Annotated in this window: 13 protein-coding genes; 8 read left to right on the plus strand and 5 right to left on the minus strand. The window is 57.7% G+C overall.

Going from position 1 to position 17,254, the window contains the following annotated elements; genetic code table 11:
• Positions 1–11: 11 nt before the first annotated feature.
• Entirely contained in the window at positions 12–2,198 is a 2,187-nt protein-coding gene (gene uvrD, locus CHB79_RS12410; protein ID WP_089360145.1) for a DNA helicase II, read from the minus strand.
• 300 nt (positions 2,199–2,498) lie between these two features.
• Here uvrD and CHB79_RS12415 point away from each other — a divergent pair, with 300 nt between their 5' ends.
• A complete protein-coding gene (locus CHB79_RS12415; protein ID WP_010487764.1) occupies positions 2,499–3,173 on the plus strand; it encodes a hypothetical protein in 675 nt (224 codons plus the stop codon).
• On the opposite strand, the gene zwf is transcribed toward CHB79_RS12415, so the two are convergent.
• Positions 3,167–4,603 carry a glucose-6-phosphate dehydrogenase gene (gene zwf, locus CHB79_RS12420; protein ID WP_425439602.1) on the minus strand — a complete coding sequence of 479 codons (1,437 nt, stop codon included), beginning with the start codon at positions 4,601–4,603 and terminating at the stop codon, positions 3,167–3,169. The two genes, CHB79_RS12415 and zwf, sit on opposite strands and share 7 nt — an antisense overlap.
• Positions 4,604–4,793: 190 nt before the next feature.
• Here zwf and hexR point away from each other — a divergent pair, with 190 nt between their 5' ends.
• Complete coding sequence (hexR, locus tag CHB79_RS12425) at positions 4,794–5,663, plus strand: transcriptional regulator HexR (protein ID WP_089360147.1); 870 nt, start codon at positions 4,794–4,796, stop codon at positions 5,661–5,663.
• Positions 5,664–5,879: 216 nt separating this feature from the next.
• Positions 5,880–6,104 (plus strand): PA3496 family putative envelope integrity protein, encoded by a 225-nt coding sequence (locus tag CHB79_RS12430; RefSeq protein WP_010487761.1) that lies wholly within the window; start codon positions 5,880–5,882, stop codon positions 6,102–6,104.
• On the opposite strand, the gene CHB79_RS12435 is transcribed toward CHB79_RS12430, so the two are convergent.
• Positions 6,101–7,084: a LysR family transcriptional regulator gene (locus tag CHB79_RS12435; RefSeq protein ID WP_089360148.1), complete on the minus strand. Its 984-nt coding sequence runs from the start codon at positions 7,082–7,084 to the stop codon at positions 6,101–6,103. The two genes, CHB79_RS12430 and CHB79_RS12435, sit on opposite strands and share 4 nt — an antisense overlap.
• Before the next feature lie 208 nt (positions 7,085–7,292).
• Here CHB79_RS12435 and CHB79_RS12440 point away from each other — a divergent pair, with 208 nt between their 5' ends.
• From CHB79_RS12440 to CHB79_RS12455, 4 genes are all read left to right on the plus strand, one after another.
• Positions 7,293–8,708 (plus strand): acetyl-CoA carboxylase biotin carboxylase subunit, encoded by a 1,416-nt coding sequence (locus tag CHB79_RS12440; protein WP_089360149.1) that lies wholly within the window; start codon positions 7,293–7,295, stop codon positions 8,706–8,708.
• Positions 8,709–8,719: 11 nt separating this feature from the next.
• On the plus strand, positions 8,720–10,525 hold the full coding sequence (gene oadA / locus CHB79_RS12445) for a sodium-extruding oxaloacetate decarboxylase subunit alpha (protein ID WP_089360150.1): 1,806 nt from the start codon (positions 8,720–8,722) through the stop codon (positions 10,523–10,525).
• Positions 10,526–10,697: 172 nt separating this feature from the next.
• Complete coding sequence (gene glsB / locus CHB79_RS12450; protein WP_089360151.1) at positions 10,698–11,606, plus strand: glutaminase B; 909 nt, start codon at positions 10,698–10,700, stop codon at positions 11,604–11,606.
• 49 nt (positions 11,607–11,655) lie between these two features.
• Complete coding sequence (locus CHB79_RS12455) at positions 11,656–11,961, plus strand: NIPSNAP family protein (RefSeq protein WP_089360152.1); 306 nt, start codon at positions 11,656–11,658, stop codon at positions 11,959–11,961.
• 15 nt (positions 11,962–11,976) lie between these two features.
• Here the strand turns inward: CHB79_RS12455 and CHB79_RS12460 are convergent, their stop codons facing one another.
• Positions 11,977–12,783, minus strand: coding sequence for an NYN domain-containing protein (locus tag CHB79_RS12460; protein WP_089360153.1), 807 nt, complete (start codon positions 12,781–12,783; stop codon positions 11,977–11,979).
• Positions 12,784–12,960: 177 nt separating this feature from the next.
• Here CHB79_RS12460 and CHB79_RS12465 point away from each other — a divergent pair, with 177 nt between their 5' ends.
• Positions 12,961–14,229 (plus strand): serine hydrolase domain-containing protein, encoded by a 1,269-nt coding sequence (locus CHB79_RS12465; RefSeq protein WP_089360361.1) that lies wholly within the window; start codon positions 12,961–12,963, stop codon positions 14,227–14,229.
• A 69-nt stretch (positions 14,230–14,298) separates the two neighbouring features.
• Here the strand turns inward: CHB79_RS12465 and CHB79_RS12470 are convergent, their stop codons facing one another.
• Positions 14,299–17,211, minus strand: a complete 2,913-nt coding sequence (locus CHB79_RS12470) for an autotransporter family protein (RefSeq protein ID WP_089360154.1) — start codon at positions 17,209–17,211, stop codon at positions 14,299–14,301.
• Between the last annotated feature and the right edge of the window lie 43 nt (positions 17,212–17,254).

Below are 17,254 nucleotides of genomic sequence, written 5' to 3' on the forward strand. Positions count from 1 at the left end.
TACGGCTGTTTTTATAACGCGTCTAATTTGGCATAGCTAAGCATCAGCCACTTACTGCCTTCATCTTCAAAATTCACTTGTACCCGTGCCTGCGCGCCAGAGCCCTCGAAGTTGAGGATAGTGCCTTCGCCGAATAACGCATGGCGTACACGTTGGCCCAGGCTGAACGCCGTTTGTGGAATTTCACTGCCGGCGAACATCGAGCTGCTGGTGCCCTGGCTGCTGCCACCGAATGGCCGGCTGACGCTGTTGGACAGCCGTACTTCCTGGATCAGGGCGGATGGGATTTCACGTACGAAGCGCGAGACCTTGTTGTAGGTCTCGCTACCGTACAGACGCCGCGTTTCGGCGTAGCTGATCACCAGTTTTTGCATGGCGCGGGTGATGCCAACGTAGGCCAGGCGGCGTTCCTCTTCGAGGCGTCCGGGCTCTTCCAGGCTCATCTTGTGCGGAAACAGGCCTTCCTCGACGCCGACCAGAAACACTTGCGGGAACTCAAGGCCCTTGGCGCTGTGCAGGGTCATCAGTTGGATGCTGTCTTCGTGCTCGGCTGCCTGGGTATCACCGGCCTCAAGCGAGGCATGGCCGAGAAAGGCTTGCAGCGGCGTTTGTTCGTCATCTTCGTCATTCTCGAAGCTGCGCGCGGCGCTGACCAGTTCCTCGAGGTTCTCGATGCGGGCCTGGGCCTTCTCGCCTTTTTCAGCCTGATGGTAAGCAATCAGGCCACTTTGCTCGATGACGGTCTGGGCCATCAGGTGCAGCGGCATTTCCCGCACTTTGGCCGCGAGGTTTTCGATCAGTTCGATAAAGCCTGCCAGTGCGCCAGATGCCCGCCCTGGAAGCAATTTGCCGGCAACCATCAACTGGATGGCTTCCCACATCGACACATGGTTGCTGCGGGCGAATTCGCGAATGGTTTCGACGGTTTTTTCGCCGATACCCCGTGCAGGCACGTTGATGATCCGCTCCAGCGCCGCGTCGTTGCCACGGCCATCAAGCATGCGCATGTAGGCCATGGCGTTCTTGATTTCCGCGCGCTCGAAGAAGCGTTGGCCGCCATAAATGCGGTAGGGGATTTTCTCGCGCAGCAGCGCTTCCTCAAGCACCCGTGACTGGGCGTTGGAGCGATACAAAATGGCGATTTCACTGCGTTTGAGGCCATCCTTGCGCAGTGCATCTTCAATCGACTCGACCACATAGCGGGCCTCGTCGTGTTCGTTGAAGGCGGCATAGAGGCTGATGGGTTCGCCATCGGCATCCTCGGTCCACAGCTCCTTGCCCAGACGGCCCTGGTTATTGGCGATCAGCGCATTGGCAGCCTTGAGGATGCCAGCGGTAGAGCGATAGTTTTGTTCCAGGCGGATAATTTCTGCGTCGGCAAAGTCGCTGGAGAATTGCTGGATGTTCTCGATCTTGGCGCCGCGCCAGCCGTAGATCGACTGGTCGTCATCGCCCACCACCATCAAGCTGTCGCCACCTTTGGCAAGGATGCGTAGCCAGGCGTATTGCACGGCGTTGGTGTCCTGGAATTCGTCCACCAGGATATGCCGGAAGCGGCGTTGGTAATGTTCCAGCAGGCCCGGCTTGTCGCGCCATAGATCCAGTGCGCGCAGCAGCAGCTCGGAAAAATCGATAACCCCAGCCCGTGCGCAAGCCGTTTCATAGGCTTCGTAGATTTTCAGCATGGTTGCGAGGAACAAGTCGCCACCGGGCTGAGTATGTTGCGGGCGCAGGCCTTCGTCTTTCTGGCCATTGATAAACCACTGCGCCTGGCGTGGCGGCCAGCGCTGCTCGTCCAGGCCAAGTTCGCGAATCACCCGCTTGACCAGGCGTTGCTGGTCGTCGGAATCGAGAATCTGGAAGTTTTCGCTCAGGCCCGCTTCTTGCCAGTGGGCACGCAATAAGCGATGGGCCAGGCCGTGAAAGGTGCCGACCCACATACCGGCCGGGCTGGCGCCGAGCATCTGCTCGATACGCGCGCGCATTTCGGCGGCGGCCTTGTTGGTAAAGGTGACCGACAAAATGCTGTGGGGCGAAGCGTTTTCAACCTGGATCAACCAGGCGATACGGTGCACCAACACGCGCGTTTTACCGGAGCCGGCACCGGCCAGGACCAATTGACGGCCAAGGCTGGCCGCTACGGCCTGGCGTTGTGCGTCATTCAGGGAGTTGAGGAGAAGCGAGAGATCATCATGCATCGCAGCATTCTAGGGGGCCGGCGCACGTAGGGCAAACCACTGTTGAAGCAATCAGCCCGGGGGCTGGGCGAATAACTTGGAAATGAGTCTGTCATGAGCCGTTGCAAGCCGTTTTCAGGGGCTTTGATAGGCGTTAAACAGGATCATTCATTTGCTATCGATTGGTCGGTTACAGCAGGCACAAAGTTGTGATGTTAATTGGCAACTCCCTGAGTTGAGTACGACGCCTGGCGTGCTGGCTGAGCTGCTTCAGGCGTGACAATGAACTGATTAACTTGAGTTGGCTTTAAGGAAGATGCCATGCCCGATTCTGCGCAGATCAGCGTTGCTGTACGTTTATTGATGGCCTGTAGAGGCAGGATTCCACTTCCATTCAAGCGAGCAATACTTGGACGAATCCGGCCCAAGCAGGCTGCTGAGTTCGTTACCCAGTTATCGACCGAGCAATTCTCTCGCCTCACCCAGAGCATGCCCATGCCCTTGATTGCCCAGGTGGTCAGGTACCTGCAGCCGCAGGCCATACGTGAGGACTACATGATCCTGCCGGAAGAGTTCCATATCGAGCTGACCCAGGAACTGTGCAAAATTTCTGCATTTTCGACAGCGGCGGACTTCGCCAACTTTCTTTCTGCTGCGCAATTGAAGCTGCTGTTCTTCGCGCTTAATAACGAAGCCTACGTGGTGTCGATTCTCGAGCACATGGACAACCTGCCGGTTGCCGGGCAGGGGTTGCGGGGCTGTTCCACAGACTTTTTGGCGCGCCTGGTCGAAGAGGCCGCACAACGCCGCAACATGGAGGCCGTGGCTCGGGTGATCGGCATGCTGTCCATGCAGCGCCAGGCCAGTGTTTGCGCCAGGCTAAGCCCATTGGCATTGATACAACTGCTGCCAAAACTATTGCCCCTGAGCAACAATCAGTTGAGCCGCTATTTGCCGCCGAAATTAGTGGAGGTTATCGAGGCCCGGCCTCACTGAGTCGGCCCCTGCATCCATTTTCGGCCGTGGCGCTCAAGCAGGTGCTGCACCTGCTCAGGCCCGTTGCTGCCCGCCGGGTAGGGCCGCGGATGCTGGTAATGTTGCTGCCAGCCCTTGATGATCGGGTCGATCCAGCGCCAGGCAGCCTCGACCTCATCGCGGCGCATAAACAGTGTCGAGTCACCTTCGATCACATCGAGCAGCAAGCGCTCATAAGCGTCCCAGCGCCGCTGTTGCTTGAATGCGGTCGCCAGGTTCAGGTCAAGGGCCACAGGCTCAAGCTTCATGCCTTTGCCTGGATTCTTGGCCATCATGTGCAGGCTGATGCGTTCCTCGGGTTGCAGGCGAATCAGTAGCTGGTTGGCATCCCCCCCGCCAAAGAGCGCATGGGGCACGGGCTTGAATTGAATCAGGATTTCCGATGTCTTTTCGGCCAGGCGCTTGCCCGTGCGCAGGTAAAAAGGCACCCCGGCCCAACGCCAGTTTTCGACTTGGGCCTCAATCGCGACGAAGGTTTCGGTATCGCTGTCGTTATCGACATTTTTCTCGAAGTAATACGCCGCAACCTGCTGGTTGCCAATTTGGCCGGCGCTGTATTGCCCGCGCACGGTCTTGTCGCGAACATCCTGGCCGGTTATGGGCTTCAAGGCTTCGAGCACCTTGACCTTTTCGTTACGCACCGACTCGGCGTCAAAGCGAACCGGAGGCTCCATGGCAACCAGGCAAAGCAGTTGCAGCAAATGGTTCTGGACCATGTCGCGCATTGCCCCGGCGTGCTCGTAATAATCGCCGCGGTTTTCGATGCCGAGGGTCTCGCAGACGCTGATCTGCACGTGGTCGATATGAGCGGCTCGCCAGATGGGCTCCAGGAGCATATTGGCAAAGCGCAGCGCCATCAGGTTTTGCACGGTTTCCTTGCCCAGGTAATGGTCAATGCGGAACACCTGGGACTCGTCGAATACGCAACCCAAGGATGCATTGATTGCCTGTGCCGACTGCAGAGAGTGGCCGATGGGTTTTTCCAGCACGATGCGCGAGTAGGGGTCGGCCAGGCCTGCGGTTTTCAAGTAGGTGGCGATGGTTTCAAACAATTTGGGTGCAGTGGCCAGGTAGTAAACGCGCACGCGTGCACTGGTGTCGCCCAGATAGCGCTTCAAGCGAGTGAAGTCCGCACTTTGCGAGGCATCCATGGCGAAGTAATCGAGGCGGGCGCTGAAGGCTTGCCAGCATTGCGGGTCAAAGTCCGCCTTGGCGATTTGCACGCGGCAGTGACGTTCCGCGAGCGCTTTGTAGTCATCCCTGCCGTGCTTGCTGCGCGCCAAGGCAATGATTCGCATATCGGCGTGCAGGCGACCGTCGCGATGCAGATGGTAGAGCGCTGGAAGCAGTTTATGCAGGGCTAGGTCGCCGGTGCCGCCAAAAACCAACATGTCACAAGCAATACTCAAAATCGCAACTCCAGCTCGGTTAAACAGTGCGGGACAAGCATTCATGTAGTATAACTACAAAGTCACTACACCAATGAATACATCGCCGTGTCGTTAGGCCTGTATCCTGTGCGGTTTCCCCTTGGCCAGGTTACTGACGACTCACAGCCTGTTAAATACCGAGTCTACTCTTGTGAATTTGTTGCAGCACATCACTCAATCGCGCCATTTGCTGCGTAAATCCGAGCTTAAAGTGGCTGATCACGTGCTACTTGATCCCGCCGCTGTCATGCATAGTTCCATGGCCGAGCTTGCGCACAGCGTAGGTATCAGCGAGCCCACAATCGTACGGTTTTGCCGGGCGATCGGCTGCACCGGGTTTCAGGACCTCAAGCTGAAGCTTGCGCAAAGCCTTGCCGCCGGCGCCAGTTTTGGCCAGTTTGCGATTCATGAAGATGACTCGGTCTCGGATTTCAGCCTGAAGATCTTCGACACCACGTTGCACACCCTGATGGAAGTGCGCGAAAAACTCGATCCGCAAGCGTTGCAGCAGGCAATTGCGGCCTGTTCCAATGCCCAGCGCGTGGAGTTCTACGGCTTTGGCGCATCAGGTGCGGTGGCGGCTGATGCCCAGCACAAGTTTTTCCGTTTGCTGCTCACTGCCGCCGCCTATTCCGATCCGCATATGCAGGCGATGTCGGCGGTCACGCTCAAGCCCAACGACGTGGCGATCTGTATCTCCCAGTCGGGACGCTCCAAGGATCTGCTGGTAACGGCCAACCTGGTGCGTGAAGCCGGGGCAACGCTGATCACCTTGTGCCCGAGCCAGACTCCTCTGGCTGACCTGGCCAGCGTCAACTTGGCGGTGGATGTCCATGAAGACACCGAAATCTATACCCCGTTGACTTCGCGTATCGCTCACCTGGTCGTCATTGACGTACTCGCCATGGGCGTTGCCATGGCCCGTGGCCCAGGCCTGGTCAACCACCTCAAGAGCGTCAAGCGCAGCTTGCGTAGCCTGCGCTTGTCGCCCAAGTCGGTGCGCGCCTCCGAAGAAATCTGAGTCATTCTCGCTCAGGACGGCAAATCCCACTGCATGGGCTGCAGCGCCTCTATCTCGGGGCTGGAGTCGCGTGGTATCGGCTGCTGGATGCTTTGTTCTAGGGCGTATTGCGCGGGGGGCTTCGTCTCTGTTCACCGCAGCTTCACTGTTTTGCCGCGAAGTTGTCATCTTTGATGGCGATGCTGAGGCTCCTGATATTCAGTCTGGAGTCTGATCATGTCGCGCTATATGGATGAATCGCAGTCGTACGTTAACAGCGAAGCCAAAGCTCGTCGTAAGTTGGTTGACCAGCGCCGTATGCAATACCGTCGTGCCATTGAGAGCTATTCCGAGCAGCGTCTGCTGCAGCAGGAGTTATCTGATTATCCTGAGCTGATCGCCGCCAACTATATTGCTGCTTCGCGTGAGGTAAGCCGTGTAGCTGCGACCCCAGCACATTAACCGTTCGGGTCAATGCCAGGAGCAACTGCTTCTGGCTTTGCATGCGGCAGGTTGAAGCGCTCAGCCAACAAGGTGATTTGGCTGCGTTGGTTGCGCACAAAGCTGAAGAACTCCTGGGCCACGGGGGACAGGTATTTGCCGCGCGGATGCACTACGCACCAGCTGCGGAGCAAGGGCAGCTCCCGAACTGGCAGCTCTCGTAGCAACCCGCAGTCGAGCTCTCGGCGTACGGCATGTCTTGGCAGTAGGGCGATGCCCAAACCCGCGATGACCCCCTCTATTTGTCCTTCAAAAGATCCAAACTCCAAGGTATTGGCGAAGTGCGCACGTTTCTGGTGGCAGTACTCTTCGCAGGCCTTGCGGGTGCCCGAGCCTAGCTCGCGGGTCAGTAGCGGGTAAGTCGTCAGGGCTTGCAAGTCCAGCGCTTGCGCTGCGCACAGCGGATGATCGGCTGGCGCCACCGCGATAATCGGGTTGTTCAGGAAGGGTAAGAACTCCAGTGCCATATCGGTCGGCACCTGGGACAGAATCAACAGGTCATCGCGGTTTGCGCTGAGTCGCTTGAGCGCCTGGGCGTGATTAACCACTGTGAGTTGAAGGCTGATCTCCGGGTATTGGCGGCGAAATGCAGCGAAAAGGTGGGGAATGAAGTATTTCGCGCTGGACTCAATCGCCAGGCTCAGTTGACCTTGCAACGAGCCCTGCAGGTTGCTCAGTTGCATGTCCAGGCTCTCCAGTCGGCCAAAGATATCTTCGCTGGCACGCAGCAAGGCTTCGGCTGCTTCGGTGCGGTGCAGTTTTTTGGCGACGTAATCAAAAAGTGGCTGGCCGATAAGCTCTTCCAGCTGGCGAATTTGCAAACTAACGGCTGGTTGTGTCAGCGACATTTCCTCGGCGGCGCGGCTGTAGGACTGTTGTTCGCAGACTGAGCGAAATACCTGCAATTGGCGAAGTGTCATTCGCATCAATGATTTACGCATGGCTTTCTGTCTCGCTCGAGTGGTTTTATGGCCTCGGCCAAAGCAAAAAAGTCAGGCCTGAAACTTATATATAAGTTTTTACTTATGAGTAATCAAATAATTATTGATTTTAGGTAATTGATTAAGCGGCGTAGGGTTAAGACACAACCGCTTACAGAAAGTCGATGGAGCGGCATTTGTAATAAGCCAATGCTCGAGGGCAACACTTGTGATCAAGAAAATCCTGATTGCTAACCGTGGCGAGATTGCCGTGCGTATCGTGCGTGCATGCGCCGAGATGGGCATTCGCTCGGTGGCGGTCTATTCCGACGCTGACCGCATGGCGCTGCATGTCAAGCGTGCCGATGAGGCGCACAGCCTTGGTGATGACCCACTGGCGGGATACCTGAACCCGCGCAAGCTGGTCAACCTGGCGGTCGAAACCGGTTGTGATGCGCTGCATCCCGGCTATGGATTTCTTTCGGAAAACGCTGAGCTGGCGGACATTTGTGCCGAGCGCGGGATCAAGTTCATCGGCCCAAGCGCCGAAGTGATCCGGCGCATGGGTGACAAGACTGAAGCCCGGCGCAGCATGATCAAGGCCGGCGTGCCGGTTACGCCGGGTACCGAAGGCAATGTCGCCGATATTACCGAGGCACTGACTGAAGCCGAGCGCATCGGTTATCCGGTGATGCTCAAGGCCACCTCCGGCGGTGGCGGTCGCGGTATTCGCCGTTGCAACAGCAAAGCCGAGCTTGAGCAGGCTTATCCGCGAGTCATTTCGGAGGCGACCAAGGCATTTGGCAGCGCCGAGGTATTCCTCGAAAAATGCATCGTCAACCCCAAGCACATCGAAGCGCAGGTCCTGGCCGATAGCCATGGCAATGTCGTGCACCTGTTCGAGCGCGACTGTTCGATTCAGCGGCGCAACCAGAAGCTGATCGAAATCGCGCCCAGCCCTCAGCTAACCCCCGAGCAGCGCGCCTACATTGGCGACTTGTCGGTGCGTGCGGCGAAGGCTGTGGGTTATGAAAATGCTGGCACCGTGGAGTTCCTGCTCGCCGAAGGCGAGGTGTACTTCATGGAGATGAATACACGGGTGCAGGTGGAGCACACCATCACCGAGGAAATCACCGGCATCGACATCGTCCGCGAGCAGATTCGTATCGCCTCGGGCTTGCCCCTGTCGGTCAAGCAGGAAGACATTATCCACCGTGGTTTTGCCCTGCAGTTTCGGATTAACGCCGAAGACCCGAAGAACAACTTCCTGCCTTCGTTCGGCAAGATCACCCGCTACTACGCTCCAGGCGGCCCAGGCGTGCGCACTGACACGGCGATCTATACCGGCTACACCATTCCGCCGTACTACGACTCTATGTGCCTGAAGCTGATTGTCTGGGCGCTGACCTGGGAAGAGGCCATGGATCGCGGCTTGCGCGCCCTGGATGACATGCGCGTGCAGGGGGTCAAGACCACCGCCGCCTATTACCAAGAGATTCTGCGCAATCCGGAATTCCGCAGTGGCCAGTTCAATACCAGCTTTGTAGAGAGCCACCCGGAACTGACTGAATACTCGATCAAACGTAACCCGTCGCACCTGGCCATCGCCATCGCCACTGCAATTGCTGCCCACGCTGGCCTGTGAGGAATTGAGAAATGGTTAAGAAAATTACTGTTACCGACACCATCCTGCGCGACGCTCACCAGTCGTTGCTGGCCACGCGTATGCGCCTCGACGACATGCTGCCGATCTGCGCCAAGCTCGATCAGGTCGGCTATTGGTCGCTGGAGGTTTGGGGCGGCGCCACATTCGATGCCTGCGTGCGTTTTCTCAAGGAAGACCCGTGGGAGCGCCTGCGCCAACTCAAGGCCGCGTTGCCTAATACGCGCCTGCAAATGCTACTGCGTGGCCAGAACCTGCTCGGTTACCGGCACTACAGCGATGATGTGGTCAGGGCATTCGTTGCCAAGGCGGCGGTAAACGGCATCGATGTGTTCCGTATTTTTGATGCGATGAACGACGTGCGTAACCTGCGCGTGTCCATTGAGGCCGTCAAAGCGGCTGGCAAGCACGCCCAGGGCACACTCAGCTATACAGTGAGCCCGGTGCACACCACCCAGGCCTATGTCGATCAGGCCAAGGCCATGCAGGCCATGGGCATCGATTCCATCGCAATCAAGGACATGGCCGGCCTGTTGACCCCATACGCTACGGCTGACTTGGTCAAGGCGCTGAAAGATGAAATCGATCTGCCGGTCTTTATTCACAGTCACGACACCGCAGGCATGGGCTCCATGTGCCAGCTCAAGGCGATTGAAGCCGGTGCTGATCATATCGACACCGCCATCTCCAGCTTCGCCTGGGGTACCAGCCATCCGGGTACCGAGTCGATGGTCGCAGCGCTGCGTGGCAGCCAGTACGACACCGGCCTCGACCTGGCGCTGATTCAGGAAATCGGTTTGTACTTCCACGCGGTGCGCAAGAAGTATCACCAGTTTGAAAGCGAGTTCACCGCAGTCGATACCCGTGTGCAGGTAAACCAGGTGCCAGGCGGGATGATGTCCAACCTCGCCAACCAGCTCAAGGAGCAGGGCGCGCTGAACCGCATCAACGAAGTATTTGCCGAGATTCCAAAGGTTCGTGAAGACCTGGGTTTCCCACCGCTGGTGACGCCAACTTCGCAAATCGTCGGCACCCAGGCGGTGTTCAACGTATTGGCCGGAGAGCGCTACAAGACCATCACCAACGAGGTCAAACTCTACCTGCAAGGCCGTTACGGCAAGGCACCGGGTAAGGTCAACGAGAAGCTGCGCAAGCAGGCAATCGGCAGTGAAGAGGTGATCGACATCCGTCCGGCCGACCTGATCAAGCCAGAGCTGGCCAAGCTGCGCAGTGAAATCGGCGCCTTGGCCAAGTCGGAAGAAGACGTGCTGACCTACGCCATGTTCCCGGACATTGGCCGCAAGTACCTGGAAGAGCGCGAAGCCGGAACCCTGGTGCCTGAAGTCTTGCTGCCAATTCCTGACGGCACGGGTGTCGCGACGGCTGGCGGTGAAGGCGTGCCGACTGAATTCGTGGTCGATGTGCACGGTGAAAGCTATCGCGTTGATATCACTGGTGTCGGGGTCAAGGGCGACGGCAAGCGTCACTTCTATCTCTCCATCGATGGCATGCCCGAAGAGGTGGTGTTCGAGCCGCTTAACGATTTCGTTGCAGGTAGCTCCGACAAGCGCAAACAAGCCGCCGGACCTGGCGATGTCAGCACCAGCATGCCGGGCAACATTGTTGATGTCCTGGTTAAAGAGGGCGACAGCGTCAAGGCTGGCCAGTCACTGCTGATCACTGAAGCGATGAAGATGGAGACCGAGGTGCAGGCGCCGATCGATGGCACGGTCAAAGCGGTTCACGTCGCCAAAGGCGATCGGGTCAACCCGGGTGAAGTGCTGGTCGAGATCGAATAGCCTCGACCGGGCTGCGCGCCGCGCTTTCCGTGGCGCAGAACAAGTTTCTCTGTGGGAGCCTTAGGGCTCCCTTTTTTTGTTCGGATATCGCCGCCGGGTGTGATTGCGTCTAGCCGGGATGCGTCTAGCAACTGTAGGCTGGATGCCGTTCAGAATTATCACGAGTGAGCTGATGCAAGCGCTGTTAGACGAGATCATTGAGCAAACCCGGCCGTTGATTGGTCAGGGTAAGGTCGCAAACTATATTCCGGCATTGGGTGGGGTTGAGCCGAACCAGTTGGGGATTGCCGTCTACAGTAACGATGGCGAGCTATTCACCGCTGGCGATGCGCAGACGCCATTCTCGATCCAGAGTATTTCCAAGGTCTTCAGTCTGGTCCAGGCTGTCAGCCACTCGGGTGAAGCCATCTGGGAGCGGCTTGGTTACGAGCCTTCCGGGCAGCCGTTCAACTCGCTGGTGCAGCTTGAGTTGGAGCGCGGGATTCCGCGCAATCCCTTTATCAACACCGGCGCCCTGGTTATTTGTGACATCAACCAGTCGTGCTATGCCGCGCCTTCGCTGGCGATGCGGGACATGGCGCGACGCCTGTCCGGCAACCCCGGCGTGGTGATCGACAGTGTGGTGGCGGCCTCGGAATACGAACACCGGGCACGCAACGCCGCAGCGGCTTACCTGATGCAGTCGTTTGGCAATTTCCATAACGATGTCGATTCGGTGCTGCGCAGCTACTTTAATCACTGCGCATTGCGCATGAGCTGCGTGGACCTGGCGCATGCCTTTAGCTTTCTGGCCAATCAAGGCGTCAGCCGCCTCAGCGGCGAGCGGGTGATGAGCCCACGCCAGGTTACCCAGATCAATGCGATCATGGCCACCAGCGGCCTGTATAACGAGGCGGGCACCTTTGCCTACCGCGTTGGCTTGCCCGGCAAAAGTGGGGTTGGCGGCGGCATAATTGCTGTGGTTCCGGACCGTTATTCGATTTGCGTCTGGTCGCCGGAGTTGAACCCTGCCGGTAATTCACTGGTTGGCCTGCAAGCGCTGGAGATGCTTAGCGACAGGATCGGCTGGTCGGTCTACTGACGCATCCTGGCGATACATTTCAGGCCATCAATCATCCAAAGGAGAATTCATGGTTACCTGTTACCTGCGTTACATCATCGATGCCTACAAGCAGGCTGAGTTCGAGCACTATGCGCGACTCTGGATTCCACTGGTCGAGAAATTTGGTGGCCAGCATCACGGTTATTTCCTGCCGGGAGAGGGCGCCAATAATGTTGCTCTGGCCTTGTTCAGCTTTCCCAGCCTCGGTGAATACGAGCAGTACCGCATCCAGTCTTTGAATGACGCAGATTGCCAGGCCGCATTTCGCTACGCAGAAGAAACCCAGTGCATTGTGAGCTACGAGCGCAGCTTTTTCAGGCCTGTGCTCAAATAGATCGGTCAGTCAGGCTTAGCGATCAGCTTTTTTATTCCTGACATAAAGCGCTTCGCCGCCAGTTGCGCTGGTGCCGCGTAACTGCAACTCGAAGCGCTTGGTTTGGCTGCGAATCAAGTCGCTCAGTTTTTTGTAGCCATATAGGCGTGAGTCAAACGCCGGGCGCAGTTTGCTGATGTTCTGGCCAAGCGCGCCCAAGCCTACCCAACCATTTTCATCATCAATGTCGTCGATGACATTGGCTATGAAATCGACAGGGACTTTTTGCACCTTGGTTTTTGCATCTGGCTTTTTGGACTCGGAGGTCGTGACATCCTGGCTGCTGGCTTGGGTTTTATCGCCGCTCTCAACGGCTTCAGATGCACCTGCGCGAAGAATCTCGGTATAGATGAACTTGTCGCATGCCGAGACAAATGGCGAAGGTGTTTTTTCCTCACCAAAGCCGTACACCATCAATCCTTCTTCACGCAGCCGTGCCGCCAGGCGTGTGAAATCGCTGTCGCTTGAAACCAGGCAAAACCCGTCGAAGCGCCTCGTATAGAGCAAGTCCATTGCATCGATGATCAACGAACTGTCAGTGGCGTTCTTGCCCTTGGTGTAGGCGAACTGCTGGATAGGTTGAATGGAGTGGTCGAGCAGGACCTTTTTCCAGCCACCCAGTTGTGGGCCGGTCCAGTCACCGTAGATACGTTTGACACTGGCAATACCGTATTTGGCAATTTCCTCGAACAGGCCTTCGACGATTGCAGGCGGTGCATTGTCGGCATCGATCAACACTGCCAGATGTGTTTGCTGGCGCGGAGTTGGAGTTCTATTGGCCACTGTTGATCTCACTTTCAAGGGTAGGGAAAACATAGGTCGAATGCACGCAAGGCGCCACAATTGTATTCATGCGCGGGCAACGGCGGCTCTAGTCTGGCGCTTTATGAGGACAGGCCGGTGATTTATCGCTATGGTTTAGAGATGTCCAACTGTCCAAAACAAGGATCAGCAATGTCGATGAAAATGCGAGCAGCAGGCGGGTTATTGACCATGACTGTGGGCCTTTTGATCAGTGGTTGCGCGCAAACCGCCAGCACTGAAAACGACGTTAATGCGTCGTCGAAGCCCGAGAAGCATCAATATATAGGCCGTGCTCAAGATTTGTACGATTTGCCGCCACTCTACCAGCCCGGTACCTATCGCAATATGGACAAGCTGTATTTCACCCGCGATGTCGCGCGCGGTGAGCATGTCTATCCGTTGCCGCAGCAACCCAATATCGACGTCACATACCAGGCCGACGGTGCCGAGCAAACCACGGATGACTTTATGCGCCGTAACCGGGTTGGAGGTCTGTTGATCATCAAGGACGGCAAGGTGGTGCTGGAAAAATATGGCCTTGGCAACGATGCCGATACCCGCTGGACCTCGTTCAGCGTGGTCAAGTCGATCTCGTCCACATTGGTTGGCGCCGCAGTGCAGCAAGGACGAATCAACGTCAAAGCTCCCATTACCCAATACCTGCCAGCGCTCAAGGGCGGGGCATATGATGGCGTGACCGTCGAGCAGGTGCTGCGCATGAGCTCTGGCGCGGACTGGAACGAAACCTACCGCGACCCGACTTCGGATCGCCGCAAGATGTTCGAGTTGCAGCTATCGAATACGCCGGGTTCGCTGGTCAAGCAGTTGAGCCAGCTCAAGCGCAAGTCCAAGCCGGGCACTGTTTTCAAATACAGCACTGGCGAGTCGCACCTGCAGAGCGAGTTGGTCCACGCGGCCACGGGCATGACCACCAGCGATTACCTGTCTGATCGGATCTGGGCGCGCATGGGCATGGAAAAGCCTGCCTACTGGCAGCTGGATGCGCAGGCGGGCCAGGAGATCGGCAGCAGTGGTTTTTCCGCCACGCTTAAAGATTACGGCCGCTTCGGCCAATTCATACTCAATGATGGCGTTATCGATGGCGAGCGTATCCTGCCCAAGGGCTGGCTGGATAAAGCCACCGAAGTCGATCCGGCGTCCTATCTGGCTCCGGGCAAACTGTACGGCGGGGATTACATCCTGGGTTACGGTTACCAGTGGTGGCTGTTCCCAACGGGCAAAGCGGCGCGACCGCAGCACGATGGTGCCTTCGAGGCACAGGGTATCTTTGGCCAGTTTGTGTATATTAACCGCAACGAAAACCTGGTTGCAGTGGTCTGGAGTGCCTGGCCAGAGCCTGAAATGGACAAGCAGGAAATGGAAACCTATGACTTTATTGCAGCGGCAATCAAGGCGCTGAAATAACGCGAGGCTTGAACCAAAAGGGGCAGAACCTTGGTCTGCCCCTTTGTTATGTACAACTGATATTTGCTATTAAAAACCCAGTTGCCACTGCACCATCAAGGCATGGTTGCGCGAGTCATTGCCGAGTTGGCCAGTGTAGGCCAGGCCGAGGTTTTGCCTGGCGCTGATGCCGACGTCGAAGCCTGCCTCCACGAGCATGCTATTGCGGTCCAGGGCGCTGCCTTCAACGCTGAAAGCCGTGCCGCCACTGAGGAATGACTGGCGCGTGTTGCTGTCGACATCCCCATAAACATGGCGCCAGCCCACGCCCAGGCGTGGGGTGAAGCTCATGCCGTTGTCCAGGGTGTCGAAGCGGGCAATGCGCAGGCCAAGGGTGCTGGTCATGTTGTCCTGGTCCTGTGACTCAACATGCAATGCGGCCGGGCCACCTTTTTCGTTGTAGCTGTCGCGTTCATAGCGTTGATAGCCGAGGTTGGCGTAAGGCTCTGCCTGCAGTTTGCCGCTGTTGATGGCGTAGCCGAGTTCAGCGAAGGCTTGCAGGCTGTCGGCGTCGTAATCACCGCGAACGCTGTCGTTAAAACCATTGAAATTGACTTCGCGCTTGCTGTCGCCATCATGGCTGCTGTACGCCGCACCGAGGCGCAAGCTATAGGCACCGCTTTGACGTAAGGCATAGGTGCCAATGTGGTAGCTGTCGACGTTGCCATCCGCATCTGAGCCTGCGTCGATATCGGTGTTTGAGTAACCGGCCAGTACCCCTAAACGCCATTGACCATTCAGGGCCCAGTCGGTGCCGATCACCGCGCCGCCGGTATTCTGGTCGATATCATGGCTGCCATTGTTGCCGTCGAGCGTACCGTTACTGCCCAATGCCTGGACCCAAAGTCGGCCTTGAGCATTTGGATCATTAAGGTTGCGTGCTTCATTGGGCAGGCCATTGGCGGCTAGCAGCGGGCCGTCTTGCGGGTTGATCGCGGTTTGCAGGTTGCCACTCATGCCGCCACCGAGTTGCTGCATGGCGCCGAGCATGGCGCTGCCGATCTGGCTGCTGCCCGCCAGCGTGGCATTGGCCAGGCTGGCGTTGCTGGCGCCAGCCAGTTGTTCCAGACCTGCGCTGGCGCTACTTGCATCACTGCTTAGCAATGCGTTGTAGAGCACAGGGTTGCTGCTGGCGGTGATGCGCTGCGCGGCATTTGCAGCATTTGCGCCGCTGGCCAGGTCACTGAAGGCGACATCGTTGCGCTGCAGTTCAAGCTCAACACTATTGGCCGTGTAGGACAGCGTTGGCGTGAGAAAGGCAAAATTGCTGCTGACGCTGGCAAACTCGCCCGTTACACCTTCAGTTGCGTTAATTACGCTGTAGCTACTTTGTTTGGGATAGTCGCCACTGCCCGCGCGAACATCCAGTTTGGCGCCATTGACCTGCGCGCTGCCATTGACCTGCACGGGCGTGTGGCTGCCATCCGCTGCGACGGCGAAAGCAAGTGTTGAGCCCGCCTCAAGATTGAGGTTCTGCAACTGGCCTGCGCCGCTGTAGGTGGCGCCTGGCTTAACGTTCAAGGTGCCGCCGATGTGACCTTGGTTGATCAGCCCGGCGCCGCTCTGAACCTCACCGCCTTCGTTGAAATCATCGCTGGTGATGGTCCACGTGCCCTGTTTGACGGCCAGCCATTCAAAATTCTGGCTGTTGCCGAAGCTGCCGCCAGCAGCACCATCCAGGGTCAGGCTGTCACGGCCTTCGCCGCCATCGACCAAGCCGACAAACTGGCTGTGCGTGCCTAGCGTCAGGTTGTCATCACCGCCGCCGAGGTCCAGTGCCAAGCCGCTGGCGCCGCTGACCAGCCCATTATTGATCACGTTGTCGGCTTGGTCGCCGATAATGCGCACGCCGTCGCCATCAAGGCCGAGGATGCTGCCGTGGTTTTCGAGGAAGGTGGCAAACGGGGCGCCGCCCGTTGCGCTGTCGTCAATCAGGATGGCATTGGCGGCGCCGCTGATGGTTGCGCCTTCGCGGTTGATAATGGTGCCGCCGCCCATGGCGATCCCTTCGCCGGTATTGGCAGCGCCGTCTTTCTCGCCGCCTGCGCCCGTGCCTTCGATGATGCCATGGTTGTCGATGTAGCCTTGGCCGTCGATATCCACGCCATCGCCGTCGCCATTGGCTGCAATGCCGTTGTAGCTGCCGGTGATGCGCCCATGGTTGGTGACCTTGCCGTCGCCGTCAGAGCCGAAACCCGAGCCGTTGCGGCCGATGATCACGCCATCTTGGTAGTTGATCAGTTCGGCGCCCAAATCTGTGGTGATGCCGTGGCGACCACCGCTGATCAAACCGTGGTTTTCCACCTTGCCACCGCTTGACTCGTCGAAGTCGATACCGTCGAACTTGGCTTCATCGTCGGTCATGTCGCCGCTGCTGATCTCGCCATAGTTGATCACCGTAGCGTTGGCACCGAGGCGCATCCCGTCTTCAACCACGCCATGGATGATGCCTGTCTCGCGGTTGAGGATGTCGATTTTTACATCGGTTTGCAGCGCCTTGAGCATGATCGCCCGGTCGCCTTGGGAGGTGATGGTGCCCGCGTTGTCGATGCTTACCCTGCTGCCGGCGAAGTCGCCGTCGATGCGAATGCCTTGCTTGGCGGCATCTATGGTTGCACCTGTGCGGTTGATGATTTGATAGTTGCGCGCCGGGCCGTCGCCGTCATCGCTATCGATGCCGCGATCCTTGCTTGATTGCAGGATGCCGCTGTTATCGATAGTCACACCTGAGCCGCTGGTGTCGTCCTTGAGTAACACGGCGGGGTCTTTTTTAGTGATGACGCTGCCGCTGTCGCTGATGGTCAGGCTGCTTTCACCGCCCAGTTCCTGGCTGTCGCTGACCGCGTCACTGATAGTCAGGTCGACTGCGAGCGCCTGGGTAGTCACGCCAGCGAACAGGCTAAGGGCAATACAGCGGGCAAGGTGGGTCGGTCGCAAATGCATGGCAGCGTGCTGTCCTTGTTATTAGGGATAGCCGCTTTTTATA

The sequence above is a fragment of the Pseudomonas segetis genome (genome assembly GCF_900188155.1).
GTDB classification, from domain to species: domain Bacteria; phylum Pseudomonadota; class Gammaproteobacteria; order Pseudomonadales; family Pseudomonadaceae; genus Aquipseudomonas; species Aquipseudomonas segetis.